The sequence below is a fragment of the Pseudomonas sp. GW822-FHT04C11 genome (genome assembly GCF_058800905.1).
The window spans coordinates 374,677-391,146 of the sequence record NZ_JBXAMS010000003.1 but is presented as its reverse complement, the minus strand read 5'-3'; the positions used below and the strand labels follow the sequence as shown (position 1 = coordinate 391,146).

Below are 16,470 nucleotides of genomic sequence, written 5' to 3'. Positions count from 1 at the left end.
CGTAGGAGCTAAGCTTGCTCGCGATTCATACGCCTCGGTCTGTCCGAATGACCCGGCGATTCGATCGCGAGCAAGCGTTGCTCCTACAAGAATGGCATAGGGTCAAACAGCAGCGTTGTAGAACTGCTCGCTGCTTTTCTGTTCGACCAGCGCTTGCTCGATAGCCGCCTGATGCACTTCATCGGCGTGCTCTTCGCGCGCTTCCGGCAGGATGCCCAGGCGCGAGAACAGTTGCATGTCCTTGTCAGCCTGCGGGTTGGCGGTGGTCAGCAATTTCTCACCGTAGAAAATCGAGTTGGCACCGGCGAAGAACGCCAGGGCCTGCATCTGCTCGTTCATCGCTTCGCGGCCGGCGGACAGGCGCACGTGGGATTTCGGCATCAGGATACGGGCGACGGCGAGCATGCGGATGAAGTCGAACGGGTCGATATCGTCGGCATTTTCCAGCGGCGTACCGGCGACTTTCACCAGCATGTTGATCGGCACCGACTCCGGATGCTCCGGCAGGTTGGCCAGCTGGATCAGCAGGTTGGCGCGGTCGTCGAGGGACTCGCCCATGCCGAGAATACCGCCCGAGCAGATCTTCATCCCCGAATCACGAACATACGCCAGGGTTTGCAGGCGCTCGCTGTAGGTGCGGGTGGTGATGATGCTGCCGTAGAACTCCGGCGAGGTATCAAGGTTGTGGTTGTAGTAATCGAGGCCGGCTTCGGCCAGGGCTACGGTCTGGTCCTGATCGAGACGACCGAGGGTCATGCAGGTTTCCAGGCCCATGGCCTTCACGCCCTTGACCATCTCCAGCACATACGGCATGTCTTTAGCCGACGGATGCTTCCAGGCGGCGCCCATGCAGAAACGGGTCGAACCGATGGCCTTGGCGCGAGCAGCCTCTTCGAGGACCTTCTGCACTTCCATCAGCTTTTCTTTTTCCAGACCGGTGTTGTAGTGACCGGACTGCGGACAATATTTGCAATCTTCAGGGCACGCGCCGGTTTTGATCGACAGCAGGGTCGACACCTGGACGCGATTGGCGTCGAAGTGCGCGCGGTGCACCGTCTGCGCCTGGAACAACAGGTCGTTGAATGGCTGAACGAAGAGTGCTTTGACTTCGGCCAAAGACCAGTCATGACGCAGGTTTGCAGTGGTGCTGGCGCTCATGGGCGTTTCCTTGTTTATGCTTGGCAAGCGACTGTGGAACGGAATATCCACAGACGCGACACGGATGTTCGGCATATTTAAGGAAGAGCCATGCGCTGTCAACCACGATACAAAGGGTCGGTTTACATCTGGTCAAAAATTGAACAGATCTGTTTGCTTTGCGATGAACTGTCTGACACTCCTCAACCGATTTGTACTTCCTGCGAAACCGAGTTGCCCTGGCTCGGCGATCATTGCCAGACCTGCGCCCTGCCGTTGCCCGTGGCCGGCCTCACCTGCGGCCAGTGCTTGAAGGATCCGCCGGCCTTCGAGCAGGTGATCGCCCCCTGGACCTACAGCTTCCCGCTCGACAGTTTGATCACCCGTTTCAAGCACGCGGCAAAGTGGCCGTATGGTCGCCTGCTTGCCGAACTTCTTGCTCAATTCCTGCAACATCGCTTCGATGAAGGCCTCAAACGCCCCGACTCATTGGTAGCGGTGCCCTTGGCCCGCAAACGGCTGCGTGAGCGGGGTTATAACCAGGCAGCGATGCTCGCCGGCTGGCTCAGCGACAGCCTGAAGATCGACTGCGACGCAAACCTGCTGCTACGCATCCAGGACACCACTGCGCAACAGGATCTGGACGCCAAGGCGCGCAAACAGAACCTGCTCAGCGCTTTCGCACTGATGCCGGGTGCGCACATCAAGGGCCGCCACCTGGCGCTGGTCGACGACGTGCTGACCACCGGCGCCACCGCGCAAAGCCTGGCTCGCTTGTTGATCGCGGCAGGCGCGGCGCGGGTCGACGTTTATTGCCTGGCGCGCACGCCAAAACCCGGGGAGCTGACTTGACTCTCACGCGCCAAGCCGCCAACGTCCCAATCCATCACTACCCGCTCGCAGCCCCTTGCCATGTCCTTGCCTACTTTGTTGTCCCAACACATCGTCCGTCGTCCGCAGCGCATCGCCTTGCTGCAACACATCGCCGAACAAGGCTCGATCACCCGCGCCGCGAAAAGTGCCGGGCTGAGCTACAAAGCCGCGTGGGATGCGATCGATGAGTTGAACAATCTGGCGCAGAAACCGCTGGTGGAACGCAGCGTCGGCGGTAAGGGCGGTGGTGGCGCAAAACTGTCCAGTGAAGGTGAACGGGTGCTGCGACTTTATCAGCGCCTGCAAGCCTTACAGGCACAGGTGCTGGAAGCTGCCGAAGACGCCAGTGACCTCGACTTGCTCGGGCGCCTGATGCTCAGGACCAGCGCGCGCAATCAGCTGCATGGCACCGTTGCAGCCATCGACACTCACGGTCGTAACGATCTGATCAGCCTGGAACTGGCTGAGGGGCTGATCATTCAGGCGCAAATAACCCACGACAGCACCCTGCGCCTGGAACTGGAAACGGGCACTGAGGTGGTGGCGCTGATCAAGGCTGGCTGGCTCGATTTGCTCAGCACAGGACAACTTGCAACACCCGGACACAATTGTCTGAAGGGCACTGTCGAGGAGATTCTCGACGCCGAAGATGGCCCCAGCGAAGTCCGAATCGCCCTGCCCAATGGTCAGACGCTATGCGCGCTGGCCGAGCCGCAGCACCTCAAAACCCTGGGTTTGAGCGCCGAAAAAGCCGTTCAGGTGCAGTTCTCGCCCTCCAACGTTTTGCTCGGAACACCGCTCTAAATCAGGCCTGCCGCGCTTTCTGTAGCAGCTGCCGAAGGCTGCGTTCGGCTGCGAAGCAGTCGCAATACTCTCGACTCAAATAAAGACTCAGAATCGCGGTGTCAGTTTTTTGCGGCGGCTTCGCCACCGAACGCAGCCTTCGGCAGCTGCTACAGGTCTGTGCTCTTCCCGATCAAAACTGCAACATTTGTGTCATAGACGCTCCTTAAGGTGGCTGCAAAAACCAGCAGGGAGCCTGATATGAGCCTATTAGAAGAAAACCAAGCCACCGACCTCGAAAAAATCGTCGGCCTCAGTCGTCGTGGTTTTATCAGCGCCGGCGCCCTTTGCGGTGCGGCGATGTTCCTCGGTGGCAACCTGCTGAGCCGTAGCGTTCTGGCCGCCAGTGTCAGCGCAGCTTCGAGCAAATTGCTGGGTTTCGACAGCATTGCGGCCGCCACCAGCGACACCATCACCCTGCCGCCGGGTTACAAGTCCTCGGTGCTGATCAGTTGGGGCCAGCCGCTGCACAAGGACGGCCCGGCCTTTGACCCGAGTGGCAATGGCAGCGCCCTGGCCCAGGAAGTCCAGTTCGGCGACAACAACGATGGCATGAGCCTGTTCGCTTTCCCCGGCGACGACAATCGCGCGCTGATGGCGATCAACAACGAATACACCAACTATCGCTACCTCTACGCCCATGGCGGCATGCCGCAGTCGGCCGAAGAAGTGCGCAAAGCGCTGGCCTGCGAAGGCGTATCGGTAATCGAAGTCCAGCGTAAAAATGGCCACTGGCAATTCGTTCAGGGCTCGCGCTACAACCGCCGAATCCACGGCAACGCGCCGCTGCAGTTGAGCGGTCCGGCCGCTGGCCATGAGCTGATGAAAACCGCCGCTGACAAGACCGGCAAAAAAGTGTTCGGAACCTTCCAGAACTGCGCCAATGGCAAGACGCCTTGGGGTACTTATCTGACCTGTGAAGAGAACTTCACCGACTGCTTTGGCAGCAGCAATCCCGAGCACAAGTTCGACGCCGCACAAAAGCGCTATGGCGCATCGGTCGCCAGCAAAGAGATTAATTGGCACCAACACGACCCACGTTTTGACTTGGCGAAAAACCCCAACGAACTCAACCGTCACGGTTGGGTGGTGGAAATCGACCCGTTCGACCCGCAATCGACCCCGGTCAAGCGCACTGCCCTGGGCCGTTTCAAACACGAAAACGCGGCCCTGGCCGAGACCCACGACGGTCGCGCGGTGGTCTACATGGGCGACGATGAGCGCGGCGAGTTCATCTACAAATTCGTCAGCCGCGACAAGATCAATCACGCAACACCCAAAGCCAACCATGACCTGCTGGATCACGGCACGTTGTACGTCGCACGTTTCGATGCCGGCGACAGCAACCCCGACCATCCAAAAGGTCAGGGCCAGTGGATCGAGCTGACTCATGGCAAGAACGGTATCGACGCCGGCAGCGGTTTTGCCGATCAGGCCGAGGTGCTGATTCACGCGCGCCTGGCCGCCAGCGTCGTCGGCGCCACGCGCATGGACCGTCCAGAGTGGATCGTGGTCAGCCCGCAAGACGGCCAGGTCTATTGCACCCTGACCAACAACGCCAAGCGCGGCGAAGACGGGCAACCGGTGGGCGGGCCGAACCCACGGGAGAAAAACGTCTATGGGCAAATCCTGCGCTGGCGCACTGATCGCGACGACCACGCATCGCTGACGTTCGGCTGGGATCTGTTCGTGGTGGCGGGCAACCCGAGCGTGCACGCTGGAACAGCCAAAGCCGGCTCGTCGAACATCACAGCAGACAACATGTTTAACAGCCCGGATGGCTTGGGATTCGACAAGGCCGGTCGCCTGTGGATTCTCAGCGACGGGGACTACAGCAACGCCGGCGATTTCGCCGGTATGGGCAACAACCAGATGCTCTGTGCCGATCCTGCGACGGGTGAAATCCGCCGATTCATGGTCGGCCCGGTGGGCTGCGAAGTGACCGGCATCAGCTTTTCGCCGGACCAGAAGACCTTGTTTGTCGGCATTCAGCATCCGGGGGAAAACGGTGGGTCAACCTTCCCCGAGCATTTGCCGAACGGCAAGCCGCGCTCCTCGGTGATGGCGATTACCCGGCAAGACGGCGGGATCGTCGGCGCCTGACAGGCCCTCATCGCGGGCAAGCCTTGCTCCTACAGGTCATGCGCCATTTTTGAAATTGCGCCGATCCTGTAGGAGCAAGGCTTGCCCGCGATGGCGTCAGTAAAACAACACTCATCTCAAGCCCAACCACTAAAGTCGCCCCTTCTGCGCTACCATGTTTGGCCGGACGCGGCAGCCTGCTGCGCGCAGGAGTCAGCATGTCTCACCCGTTTGAAACACTTACCCCCGATCTGGTGCTCGACGCCGTAGAAAGCATCGGCTTTCTCAGCGACGCCCGTGTCCTTGCGCTCAACAGCTATGAAAACCGTGTCTATCAGGTTGGCATCGAAGATGGCGAACCGCTGATTGCCAAGTTCTACCGTCCGCAACGCTGGACCAACGCTGCCATTCTCGAAGAGCACCGCTTCACCTTCGAACTCGCCGAGTGCGAGGTGCCTGTCGTTGCGCCGTTGATTCACAACGGTGAAAGCCTGCACGAACACGCCGGCTTCCGCTTCACCCTGTTCCCGCGCCGGGGCGGTCGTGCGCCGGAGCCGGGCAATCTCGATCAGCTCTACCGTTTGGGGCAATTGCTTGGCCGCTTGCACGCAGTGGGCGCTACCCGCCCCTTCGAACACCGCGAAGCGTTGGGCGTCAAAAACTTCGGCCATGATTCGCTGACCACCTTGCTCGAAGGCAACTTCATACCGCGCAGCTTGCTGCCCGCTTACGAGTCAGTCGCCCGCGACCTGCTCAAGCGTGTGGAAGAGGTCTACAAAGACACGCCGCACCAGAACATCCGCATGCACGGCGATTGCCACCCCGGCAACATGATGTGCCGTGACGAGATGTTCCACATCGTCGACCTCGACGACTGTCGAATGGGGCCGGCAGTGCAGGACCTGTGGATGATGCTCGCCGGCGATCGTCAGGAATGTCTCGGTCAGTTGTCGGAACTGATGGACGGCTACAGCGAGTTCCACGACTTCAACCCCCGTGAACTGGCGCTGATCGAACCACTGCGTGCCCTGCGCCTGATGCATTACAGCGCGTGGCTGGCCCGTCGTTGGGATGACCCGGCGTTCCCCCACAGCTTTCCGTGGTTTGGCACCGAACGTTATTGGGGCGACCAGGTGCTCGCATTGCGTGAGCAACTGGCGGCCCTCAACGAAGAACCGTTGAAGTTGTTCTGATCCACCACGGTCCCTGTAGGAGCGGGGGGGCGCCTAGCTCTTGCCCGCGATGGGCACGACGCGGTCAATCTGACAGACCGCGTCATCGTCCATCGCGGGCAAGCCTCGCTCCTACACCAAAGCGAACGGGACACACCCGGTCAAATCTCCTTACAATCCCCCCTTTGTTAGCTGCCTAAGCAAGGATTCTGCATGCAAGCCGCCAACCTGCGTCGCGGGTACATATTGGGCCTGAGTGCCTACATCATCTGGGGATTATTCCCGCTCTATTTCAAAGCCATCGCTGACGTACCTGCCGTAGAAATCATCATCCACCGGGTACTTTGGTCAGCGCTGTTCGGCGCCTTGCTGCTGATGGTCTGGAAGCATCCGGGCTGGTGGCGTGAACTGCGCGAGAACCCACGGCGGCTGGCAGTCCTTGCGCTGAGCGGCACATTGATTGCCGCCAACTGGCTGACCTACGTCTGGGCGGTGAATAACGGACGCATGCTTGAGGCCAGCCTCGGTTACTACATCAACCCGCTGGTGAACGTGCTGCTGGGCATGCTGATCCTTGGCGAACGCTTGAGACGCCTGCAGTGGGTCGCCGTCGGGCTGGCCGCCGTTGGCGTCGCGCAGCAAGTCTGGCAAGTCGGCAGCCTGCCTTGGGTGTCGCTGGTGTTGGCGCTGACCTTCGGCTTCTACGGGTTGATCCGCAAGCAGGCTCCGGTCAAAGCATTGCCCGGGCTGGTGGTGGAAACCTGGATGCTGGTACCGATTGCCCTTGCCTGGCTGCTCTTCAATCCAACCGCTACCAGCGCGCAAGCAGCGTTCTGGACTACGTCCGAAGCGTGGTGGCTGGTCGCTGCCGGCCCGGTAACGCTGGTGCCGCTGGTCTGTTTCAACGCAGCTGCTCGGCACCTGCCGTACACCACCCTCGGCTTCCTGCAATACCTGGCACCGACGCTGGTGCTGCTGCAAGCCGTACTGCTGTTTGGCGAACACCTGTCGTCCACCACGCTGGTGGCCTTCATGTTTATCTGGGCAGGCCTGGCGGTTTACAGCGTCGACGCCTGGATGAGTTTACGTCGCCGCCGCTGATCAAAAAACGTACAAACCGTTGCAGGCCACGACCGACGTGGCCTGCAAGCATCCTTCCCAAGGTTATCCACAGCGTGATCCCCGCCGTTTGTGCACAAGCCCTTGAAACTGCTGGTTTTTTGATCAATCACTGATGAGCCCCGGCCGGCGTGGGCTGGCGACGTATCTCTACAGGTTATCCACAGGCGGGTGCACGCTTTACTTGGATAACCCGTTCATGGCTCGCTGCGCAGCACCAACTCCACCATCAAATCATCGGCCAGGGTCTCCAGTCGCGACTGCAGCACGTCCAGGGAAAGGGTCAGCGGTACCGCAAGAATCGCTTCGGCGTGGAACAGCGGCTCACTGCTCATCGGCGCCGGACGCACGTCAGTTACCAAGCGCTCAAGGTTGACCCCCTGCTCACTCAACAAACGTGTGATGTCACGGACTATTCCTGGTCGGTCGTTACCGACCAGCTCCATGGCAATCGGCTTCCAGGTGCAGGATTGCTCGATACTGCTTTCGGCGATCAGCACCCGAATCCCTTGGGCGGACAACGCCTGAAGTGCATCGACCAGTTCGTCGTAGCCCTCGGCTGGCACGCCAACCCGAAGGATCCCGGCAAACTGCCCGGCCATCCGTGACATGCGACTCTCCAGCCAGTTACCACCATGCTCGGCAATGCATTGGGCGATGCGTTCCACCTGGCCGGGCTTGTCCGGGGCGAATACGGTGAGTACGAGGTGGTCCATGGCGCAGCCCTCTTGTCATGACTTTTGTTATAGAAAGGCAAGTATAGGCAAGGGACCCAATTCAGCGCGGCAGCAAAAAAATCAAAACCCCATAGCAGTGAATTCAATATTATGTGTACAAGTTTTTAGATTTATCTGGAACAATCCAATAGTTTTTTGAGAACATCCTGTCCCCCGGCGTGACCGGATAGCCTGACCGGGTCGCCAAACGACGTAATTAGTCTAATTTTCACAACCGCAATTCATCATGTAGTATGCCGCAGCGCGCACTACATAACGTTGGATCGATGTCTGCCCAGGCGCCATCGCAACCCTCAAAGCCCCGTCAGCAAGGCTTTACGCCGTTGATTGGAACCACCCAGCCGCCAGCAATGGCATGTACTGGTAGAGGGGTTTGTGGTTTAAATGGCCAGAGGCTTCATTGTCAAATTGAAGAGCTGAAAAGCGAAATAGCTGAGCAGAGTGAGGCAAGCAATGACTGAACACGTTCAAGTCGGTGGCCTGCAGGTCGCCAAAGTCCTGTTCGACTTCGTGAACAACGAAGCCATTCCCGGTTCCGGCCTCACCGCCGACAAGTTCTGGGCCGGTGCCGACAAGGTCATTCACGACCTGGCGCCGAAGAACAAAGCCCTACTCGCCAAACGCGACGACCTCCAGGCGAAAATCGATGCCTGGCACCAGTCCCGTGCAGGTCAAGCGCATGACGCTGTGGCCTACAAAGCCTTCCTGCAAGACATCGGTTATCTGCTGCCAGAAGCGGCCGATTTCCAGGCAACGACGCAAAACGTCGACGACGAAATCGCCCGTATGGCCGGTCCACAACTGGTGGTTCCGGTGATGAATGCCCGCTTCGCCCTCAACGCTTCGAACGCCCGCTGGGGTTCGTTATACGACGCCCTGTATGGCACTGATGCCATCAGTGAGGCCGACGGTGCGGAAAAAGGCAAAGGCTACAACAAGGTCCGCGGCGACAAGGTCATCGCCTTCGCCCGCGCCTTCCTCGACGAAGCCGCGCCATTGGCTGCCGGCTCTCACGTCGATTCCACCGGCTATAAAATCGTTGACCGTAAATTGGTGGTCGCACTTAAAGGCGGCAGCAACACTGGCTTGCGCAACGACGCACAGCTGATCGGCTTCCACGGCGATGCTGCGGCGCCGACCGCGATCCTGCTGAAAAACAACGGTCTGCATTTCGAAATCCAGATCGACGCCAGCACACCGGTCGGCCAGACCGACGCCGCCGGCGTCAAAGACGTCCTGATGGAAGCCGCGCTGACCACCATCATGGACTGCGAAGACTCCGTGGCCGCTGTCGATGCCGATGACAAAGTGGTGATCTACCGCAACTGGCTCGGCCTGATGAAAGGCGATCTGTCGGAAGAAGTCGCCAAGGGTGGCAAGACCTTTACCCGCACCATGAACGCCGACCGCACCTACACCGCGCCCGACGGTAGCGAACTGAGCCTGCACGGCCGCTCGCTGTTGTTCGTGCGTAATGTCGGCCACTTGATGACCATCGACGCGATCCTCGACAAGAACGGCAACGAAGTACCGGAAGGTATCCTCGACGGCCTGGTCACCAACCTCGCGGCGCTGCACAGCCTTAACGGCAACACCACCCGCAAGAACAGCCGTACCGGTTCGGTCTACATCGTTAAACCGAAAATGCACGGTCCGGAAGAAGCGGCGTTCACCAACGAACTGTTCGGGCGCATCGAAGACGTGCTCGAGCTGCCGCGCAATACCCTCAAAGTCGGCATCATGGACGAAGAGCGGCGTACCACGGTCAACCTCAAGGCCTGTATCAAGGCTGCCAGCGAGCGCGTGGTCTTCATCAACACCGGCTTCCTCGACCGTACCGGTGATGAAATCCACACGTCCATGGAAGCCGGCGCGATGGTGCGCAAGGCCGACATGAAGGCTGAAAAGTGGATCAGCGCCTACGAAAACTGGAACGTCGACATCGGTTTGAGCACCGGCCTGCAAGGTCGCGCGCAAATCGGTAAAGGCATGTGGGCGATGCCCGACCTGATGGCTGCCATGCTCGAGCAGAAAATCGCTCACCCGCTGGCCGGTGCCAACACCGCCTGGGTCCCTTCGCCGACCGCCGCTGCGCTGCACGCGCTGCATTACCACAAGGTTGACGTGTTCGCCCGTCAGGCCGAACTGGCCAAGCGCGCTCGCGCATCGCTGGACGACATCCTGACCATCCCGCTGGCAAGCGATCCCAACTGGACAGCGGAACAGATCCAGAATGAACTGGACAACAACGCCCAGGGCATCCTCGGTTATGTGGTGCGCTGGATCGACCAGGGCGTGGGCTGTTCAAAAGTGCCGGACATCAACGACGTCGGCCTGATGGAAGACCGTGCAACGCTGCGTATCTCCAGCCAGCACATCGCCAACTGGCTGCGTCATGGCATCGTCAGCGAAGCCCAGGTGCTGGAAACCCTCAAGCGCATGGCGCCGGTGGTTGACCGCCAGAACGCCAACGACCCGCTGTACCGTCCGCTGGCACCGAACTTCGACAGCAACATCGCCTTCCAGGCAGCGGTCGAACTGGTGATCGAAGGCACCAAGCAGCCGAACGGCTACACCGAGCCGGTCCTGCACCGTCGTCGCCGCGAGTTCAAGGCTGCCAATGGCCTGTGAATAAGCGTTAGCGACATGAAAAAGCCCTGATCGAGAGATCAGGGCTTTTTTGTTTGAAGCAGGCTGCGATCTTTTCAGTGACTCATATGTCCATCCCCAGCTGATGCTTGACCAATGCCAACAGCTCTTTGCTATCGATGGGTTTGAGCAGAAAATCCACCACGCTCAAGTGCATGGCATCAATGACATCCCGGGCTTTGGCGTCACCGGAAACGATGATGATCGGCAATGCCGCCCGTTCCGACTCACGCACTTCACGGACCAGCTCCAGACCATCGATGTGACGCATTCGCAGATCGGTGATGAGCAACCCGATCGACTTGTTCGAGTCCAACAGTTTGAGTGCGCTTTCGCCACTGGCTGCCGTCATGCTGCGGATGCCATCAAGCGCAAGAATTTCCGAAAGCAGCTCACGCGTGTCCTTATCGTCGTCGACAATCAGCACACGTTGTGCTGGCAAGTCCGGTTCGTGCATGACTGCACTCAACGCTTCACGTTCGGCATCGCTCAAAATATCGTGGTCGGACATAAATCTCTCTACATATTCAGATTAATCCCCTAGCACCATGGTCGGACATCGCTAAGCAGAACTTAAATGTGCGCTTCGCCGAATAGTTTTCCAAGTGGGCTACCCAGCGGTTTTGCGCATTATTAGCGTAGGGTATTTCCGAAATTTCGCTTCCTGCACCACGACCTAGACTTACGTCCAATGGGCACTCTTCACGCAGGGGCCGACCATGGCAGTGACTCCGACAACAACAAATCGAAAAAGACTGCGGTAATGGTTATGAGTAAAGCGGATGCCTTCACCCAGGCAGGGAAAACAGCGGTGCTGCAGAACATCCAGGGCACCTTGCAGTTCCTTCAGCGTTTCCCGCCGTTCAACCAGATGGAACACGCGCACCTGGCCTACCTGGTCGAACAATGCCAACTGCGCTTCTACGGCCCGGGCGAGAGCATCATCAAGCCTGCGGACGGACCGGTTGAGCATTTTTACATCGTCAAACAGGGCCGGGTGGTCGGCGAACGTCCGCACACGGCCAAGGGTGGCACCGAAACTACCTTCGAGATCACCACCGGCGAGTGTTTCCCCCTCGCCGCACTGCTGGGCGAGCGTGCAACCCGCACCGAGCACCTGGCCGCCGAAGACACCTTTTGCCTACAGCTGAACAAGCAGGCCTTCATCAAGCTGTTCGCCCTTTCCAGCACGTTTCGCGACTTTGCCCTACGCGGCGTCAGCAGCCTGCTGGATCAGGTCAATCAGCAGGTCCAGCAAAAAGCCGTGGAAACCCTCGGCACCCAATACTCGCTCAATACCCGCCTCGGCGAATTGGCCATGCGCCATCCCGTGACTTGTAGCCCTGCGACCCCACTGCGTGAAGCCGTGACCCTGATGCACGAGCAGCAGGTCGGCAGCATCGTGGTGGTCGATGAGCAGAAAGCCCCGCTGGGAATTTTCACCCTGCGCGACTTGCGTCAGGTAGTCGCCGATGGCACCAGTGACTTCAACCAGCCCATCGACCGGCACATGATCCACGCGCCGTTCTTCCTGACGCCGGACCACAGCGCGTTCGATGCGGCCATTGCCATGACCGAGCGGCACATCGCTCACGTCTGCCTGGTCAAGGACCAACGGTTGTGCGGTGTAGTCTCGGAACGCGACCTGTTTTCCCTGCAACGCGTCGATCTGGTGCACTTGGCACGCACCATTCGCAGCGCGCCACGGGTGGAAAACCTGGTGGCGATGCGCGGCGAAATCGGCCAACTGGTCGAGCGCATGCTCGCCCACGGCGCGTCCTCGACCCAAATCACCCACATCATCACCTTGCTCAACGATCACACCGTGTGCCGGGTCATCGAGCTCACGCTGGCCGATAAAGGCGACCCCGGCATACCGTTCAGCTGGCTGTGCTTCGGCAGCGAAGGTCGCCGCGAGCAGACACTGCACACCGATCAGGACAACGGCATTCTCTTCGAAGCGCGCGATGCGGTGCAGGCGGCCGAGATTCGCAGCAAGCTGTTGCCGATTGCCCAGCAGATCAATCAGAGCCTGGCGCTCTGCGGCTTTACGCTGTGCAAGGGCAATATCATGGCTGGCAACCCGCTGCTGTGTTTGTCCCGTGCCGAATGGGCGCGGCGTTTCGCGGCGTTTATCCGCGAAGCAACGCCCGAGAATTTGCTCGGGTCGAGCATTTACTTCGACCTTCGGGTGGTCTGGGGCGATGAGCAAGGCTGCGAGCAATTGCGCCGCGCGATTCTCGATCAGGTGGCAGACAATCGGCTGTTCCAGCGCATGCTGGCCATGAACGCCCTGCGCCAACGGCCGCCTGTCGGGCGTTTCCGCGAGTTTGTGCTAGAGAAAAAGAACGGTGAAAAAGCCACTCTCGACCTGAAAGTCCAAGGGCTGACTCCGTTTGTCGACGGTGCTCGGCTATTGGCGCTGGCCCATGACATCGGGACCAACAATACCCTCGAGCGCTTTCGTCAACTGGTGGCCAAAGAAGTCATCGACCCGCTGGACGGTGCGGCCTATGAAGAGGCCTATCACTTCATCCAGCAAACCCGCATGCAGCAGCATCAGCGACAGACCCGTGAGAACCTGCCCTATTCCAATCGGGTCGATCCCGACAGCTTGAATCATCTGGACCGGCGAATCCTGCGTGAGTCCCTGCGCCAGGCTCAACGCCTGCAAAGCAGCCTGGCCCTGCGGTATCAGCTATGAAGCTGTTTTCCTGGCTACGCCCCGCCGGGCCGACATTGACCGCTGCGCAGCAACAGCGCCTGGACCAACTGCCAAGCGCCCCGACGCTGGGCGAATGCAGCCTGCGCGAGCAACGCTGGGTGGTGGTCGATCTGGAAACCACCGGGCTGAACCTGAACAAGGACGTGGTGCTGTCGATCGGTGCCGTGGTGATCGAAGACGGCGCGATCGATTTCAGTCAGCAGTTCGAGCGAACCTTGCAGCGCAACGGCCACAAACTCGGGCCTAGCGTGTTACTTCATGGCCTGGGCCCAAGCGCGATTGCCGCTGGCAGCGATCCGCGGGACGCGTTGCTGGATTTCTTGGAGTTTGTCGGTGACAGTCCGTTGCTGGCGTTTCATGCACCGTTCGACCAGCACATGCTCGGTCGCGCCTTGAAGGACAGCCTGGGTTATCGCTTGCAGCATCCTTTCCTTGATGTGGCCGACGTGGCACCGCTGCTGTGCCCACAGGCAAACATCCGCGAAGCCGGGCTGGACGACTGGATCAAGTGGTTCAAGCTGCAAGTCTTCGAGCGCCATAACGCCAGCGCCGACGCCATGGCCACGGCTGAGTTAGTGTTGATCCTGTTCAACCGCGCGCGAATGCAGCAGATTCACAGCCCACTGAATCTGCAACAGCGGTTAAGCCAGTGGAAACGCCGGCAGCAAAGCCATTCCTTCTAGGTGTTCAGCGCCTGTTCTGACGTCATCGCAGGCAAGCCTTGCTCCTACGGAATGTGGGTTGAATACGGTTGGTGCTCAATACTGAAATCTGTAGGAGCAAGGCTTGCCCGCGATGGCGATTTCATGGGCGCCATCAAACCCCTCGCCAGCCGCGCCGGAACTTACTAGGCTAGATCTCTGCCCCATGCTCCCTGAATACAGCCGAGGAATGTCCATGTCCGCCCCCAGCATGACCTTGTTCCACAACCCTGCTTCGCCTTACGTGCGCAAAGTGATGGTGCTGCTGCATGAAACCGGTCAACTGGACCGCGTGGCGCTGCAGCACAGCCAACTGACCCCGGTCAGCCCCGACGCGGCGTTGAACCAGGACAACCCGCTGGGCAAGATCCCGGCGCTGCGCCTGGACGACGGTAACGTGTTATACGACAGCCGGGTGATCCTCGAATACCTCGATCAGCAACATGTCGGTAATCCGCTGATACCTCGTGAAGGCACGGCGCGCTGGCGGCGCCTGACCCTGGCCGCACTGGCCGACGGGATCATGGACGCCGCGGTGCTGATCCGTTATGAACTCGCCCTGCGCGCCCCGGAGAAACACTGGGACCAGTGGCTCGACGCCCAGCGCGACAAGATCCGCCGGGCCTTGGCGGTGCTGGAAGCCGACGCCATCGCCGAGCTGACCAGCCATTTCGACGTCGCGGCCATCAGCGTTGCCTGCGCCCTTGGATATCTGGATTTGCGTCATCCGGACCTGGAGTGGCGCAAGAGCAATCCACAACTCAGCGCCTGGTATGCCGAAGTAAGTCAGCGGCCGTCGATGCTGGCAACCGTGCCGAAGGTTTAGCAGCACCGGCTGATCTGAGGGAGCAGGGCTTGCCGATGAGGACATCACCCTGCTCCAGCGTAAACAACCCGGCAATCTGCATCGCCAACCATTCACCCTGCAACTGATCCTCGCGCAACCCCAGCGACCTACTCATACACCACCTCTGGCTTGGCGATCCTGCCCTGGCCAATCCCGTACCAGTCGAGTTTACGGGTCAGCACCATAAACACGCCCAGCAAGCCGAACAACAGCAGCGAGCCCATCAACAGCGCGTAATCCTCGGCACTCAACAAGCCGTAAAGCAAACCGTAGAGCGCCGCCAATCCCGCCGAAAAACTCAACCCATGGCGCGCACTGCGCAGCACATGGCAAACATAAAAACCGATCAACAACACGCAGGCAGCGGCCGACAGCAGATACGCCAGGGCAAAGCCGATGTGCTCGGAGAGTGACAACAACAGCAGGTAGAAGAACGCCAGCGCCACGCCCACCAAGGCGTATTGAACCGGGTGCACCGCGAGGCTTTTCAGCACTTCGAAGAGAAAGAACCCGGCAAAGGTCAACACGATAAACAGCAGCGCGTATTTGATCGCCCGATCGCTTTTGAGGTACTGATCCACCGGGTCGATGAAGCTGACGCCGAAACTGCGGCTTTTGAACTCTTCACAGCTGGAATGGGACAAGCAGCTATTGAGTGCCTCTTCCAGATTGGTGGAAAAGAACGAGGCCTGCCAATTGGCGCTGAAACCTTCAGCACTTATCTCACGCTGGGCCGGCAGGTAGTTGCCGATAAAGCTTGGATGCGGCCAGTTGGCTTTCAAACTGACTTTGCTGGTTTTACCTACCGGGGTGATCTGCAACTGACCAGTGCCTTGCAGACGCAGGTCAAAACCGAAGGCCAGTTCTGTGGCTTTGTTCGCATCCAGCACCGGCAGACTGGCGTGCACGCCCTCGCCCAGCCAGTCCACTTGCGTACCCGGAACAAAGTCCAGGCGTTGGTCATCGAGTTCAAGCTTCAAGGCGTTTTCGATACCACGAATATCGCTGATGCCCACGGCCAGGAACGGCTGGTCAAACTGGTAGTCGGAAAAGTCCTCCTTGATGCCCAAGTGCTCCGGGACAGAGAAGTGCCCGCTGATCCGGTTATCCGCGTGAAACAGCCGAGCCTCGTAAATGCCACGGGCGCGCAGTTCGGTTTGAACCTGACCATCGAGTTCGAAACGTTCAGGAAGGAAATACAGTCGCCCCCGTTCCTGAGTCGTTTCCTGATAACGCTCGCTGGTTTTTTCGTTGGTTTTCCAGGTCCTGACCACCTTGCGATACGGCACCACCATCAGCGGCCCGCTCAATTGCTGGCTGTAGCTGGAACTACGGGCGATGTCCTCAAGGACACCGTTGCGCAGTTGCTGGCGGTCAAAAATCACCCCGCCGATCATCAGCAACGGGATCATCAACAGCACAATCAGAAGGGCAATTGCCCCAAGTTTTATGGCCAAGCTGCGGTTCATGGGTCTCTCCCTGTTCGAATGAGGGAGAGTCTGGAAGATGGCTGTGAGGGTTTTATGGGGGAAATGTGGAGAGTGTGTGGAAAACACAATTCCGTAGCAGCTGGCGAAGCCTGCGT

The 16,470-nt window shown here is 59.4% G+C and carries 13 protein-coding genes; 9 read left to right on the top strand and 4 right to left on the bottom strand.

All coding sequences use genetic code 11. The features are described 5' to 3' along the window. Positions 1 to 102: 102 nt before the first annotated feature. Entirely contained in the window at positions 103 to 1,158 is a 1,056-nt protein-coding gene (gene bioB, locus AC1RJ3_RS07345) for a biotin synthase BioB (RefSeq protein WP_054594348.1), read from the bottom strand. A 90-nt stretch (positions 1,159 to 1,248) separates the two neighbouring features. Here bioB and AC1RJ3_RS07340 point away from each other — a divergent pair, with 90 nt between their 5' ends. From AC1RJ3_RS07340 to rarD, 5 genes are all read left to right on the top strand, one after another. Further along, the gene (locus tag AC1RJ3_RS07340; protein ID WP_493078174.1) at positions 1,249 to 1,989 is read left to right on the top strand and encodes a ComFC family protein; all 741 of its coding nucleotides are present in this window, start codon (positions 1,249 to 1,251) and stop codon (positions 1,987 to 1,989) included. Between the two features lie 60 nt (positions 1,990 to 2,049). Continuing rightward, on the top strand, positions 2,050 to 2,814 hold the full coding sequence (locus AC1RJ3_RS07335; protein ID WP_054594350.1) for a TOBE domain-containing protein: 765 nt from the start codon (positions 2,050 to 2,052) through the stop codon (positions 2,812 to 2,814). 240 nt (positions 2,815 to 3,054) lie between these two features. Beyond that, positions 3,055 to 4,956: a PhoX family protein gene (locus tag AC1RJ3_RS07330; protein ID WP_493078172.1), complete on the top strand. Its 1,902-nt coding sequence runs from the start codon at positions 3,055 to 3,057 to the stop codon at positions 4,954 to 4,956. Between the two features lie 197 nt (positions 4,957 to 5,153). Further along, positions 5,154 to 6,128, top strand: coding sequence for a serine/threonine protein kinase (locus tag AC1RJ3_RS07325; RefSeq protein WP_019693968.1), 975 nt, complete (start codon positions 5,154 to 5,156; stop codon positions 6,126 to 6,128). Positions 6,129 to 6,320: 192 nt separating this feature from the next. Next, positions 6,321 to 7,208 (top strand): EamA family transporter RarD, encoded by an 888-nt coding sequence (gene rarD / locus AC1RJ3_RS07320; RefSeq protein ID WP_054594352.1) that lies wholly within the window; start codon positions 6,321 to 6,323, stop codon positions 7,206 to 7,208. A gap of 215 nt (positions 7,209 to 7,423) precedes the next feature. On the opposite strand, the gene AC1RJ3_RS07315 is transcribed toward rarD, so the two are convergent. Next, positions 7,424 to 7,942 carry a glycine cleavage system transcriptional repressor gene (locus AC1RJ3_RS07315; RefSeq protein ID WP_019693970.1) on the bottom strand — a complete coding sequence of 173 codons (519 nt, stop codon included), beginning with the start codon at positions 7,940 to 7,942 and terminating at the stop codon, positions 7,424 to 7,426. A 474-nt stretch (positions 7,943 to 8,416) separates the two neighbouring features. Between AC1RJ3_RS07315 and AC1RJ3_RS07310 the strand changes: the two genes are divergently transcribed. Beyond that, positions 8,417 to 10,594: a malate synthase G gene (locus AC1RJ3_RS07310; protein ID WP_347928180.1), complete on the top strand. Its 2,178-nt coding sequence runs from the start codon at positions 8,417 to 8,419 to the stop codon at positions 10,592 to 10,594. Between the two features lie 82 nt (positions 10,595 to 10,676). On the opposite strand, the gene AC1RJ3_RS07305 is transcribed toward AC1RJ3_RS07310, so the two are convergent. Then, entirely contained in the window at positions 10,677 to 11,123 is a 447-nt protein-coding gene (locus tag AC1RJ3_RS07305) for a response regulator (protein WP_054594354.1), read from the bottom strand. A gap of 252 nt (positions 11,124 to 11,375) precedes the next feature. On the opposite strand from AC1RJ3_RS07305, the gene AC1RJ3_RS07300 reads away from it, so the two are divergent. The 3 genes from AC1RJ3_RS07300 (at position 11,376) to AC1RJ3_RS07290 (ending at position 14,864) form a co-directional block, all read left to right on the top strand. Further along, positions 11,376 to 13,316, top strand: a complete 1,941-nt coding sequence (locus tag AC1RJ3_RS07300; RefSeq protein WP_493078168.1) for a putative nucleotidyltransferase substrate binding domain-containing protein — start codon at positions 11,376 to 11,378, stop codon at positions 13,314 to 13,316. Next, positions 13,313 to 14,020: a 3'-5' exonuclease gene (locus tag AC1RJ3_RS07295; RefSeq protein ID WP_493078166.1), complete on the top strand. Its 708-nt coding sequence runs from the start codon at positions 13,313 to 13,315 to the stop codon at positions 14,018 to 14,020. The genes AC1RJ3_RS07300 and AC1RJ3_RS07295 overlap by 4 nt, the downstream gene beginning before the upstream one ends. 214 nt (positions 14,021 to 14,234) lie before the next feature. Next, positions 14,235 to 14,864 carry a glutathione S-transferase gene (locus AC1RJ3_RS07290; protein ID WP_054594356.1) on the top strand — a complete coding sequence of 210 codons (630 nt, stop codon included), beginning with the start codon at positions 14,235 to 14,237 and terminating at the stop codon, positions 14,862 to 14,864. A 128-nt stretch (positions 14,865 to 14,992) separates the two neighbouring features. Here AC1RJ3_RS07290 and creD read toward each other — a convergent pair whose 3' ends face one another. Beyond that, a complete protein-coding gene (gene creD, locus AC1RJ3_RS07285) occupies positions 14,993 to 16,354 on the bottom strand; it encodes a cell envelope integrity protein CreD (RefSeq protein WP_493078164.1) in 1,362 nt (453 codons plus the stop codon). Positions 16,355 to 16,470: the final 116 nt, after the last annotated feature.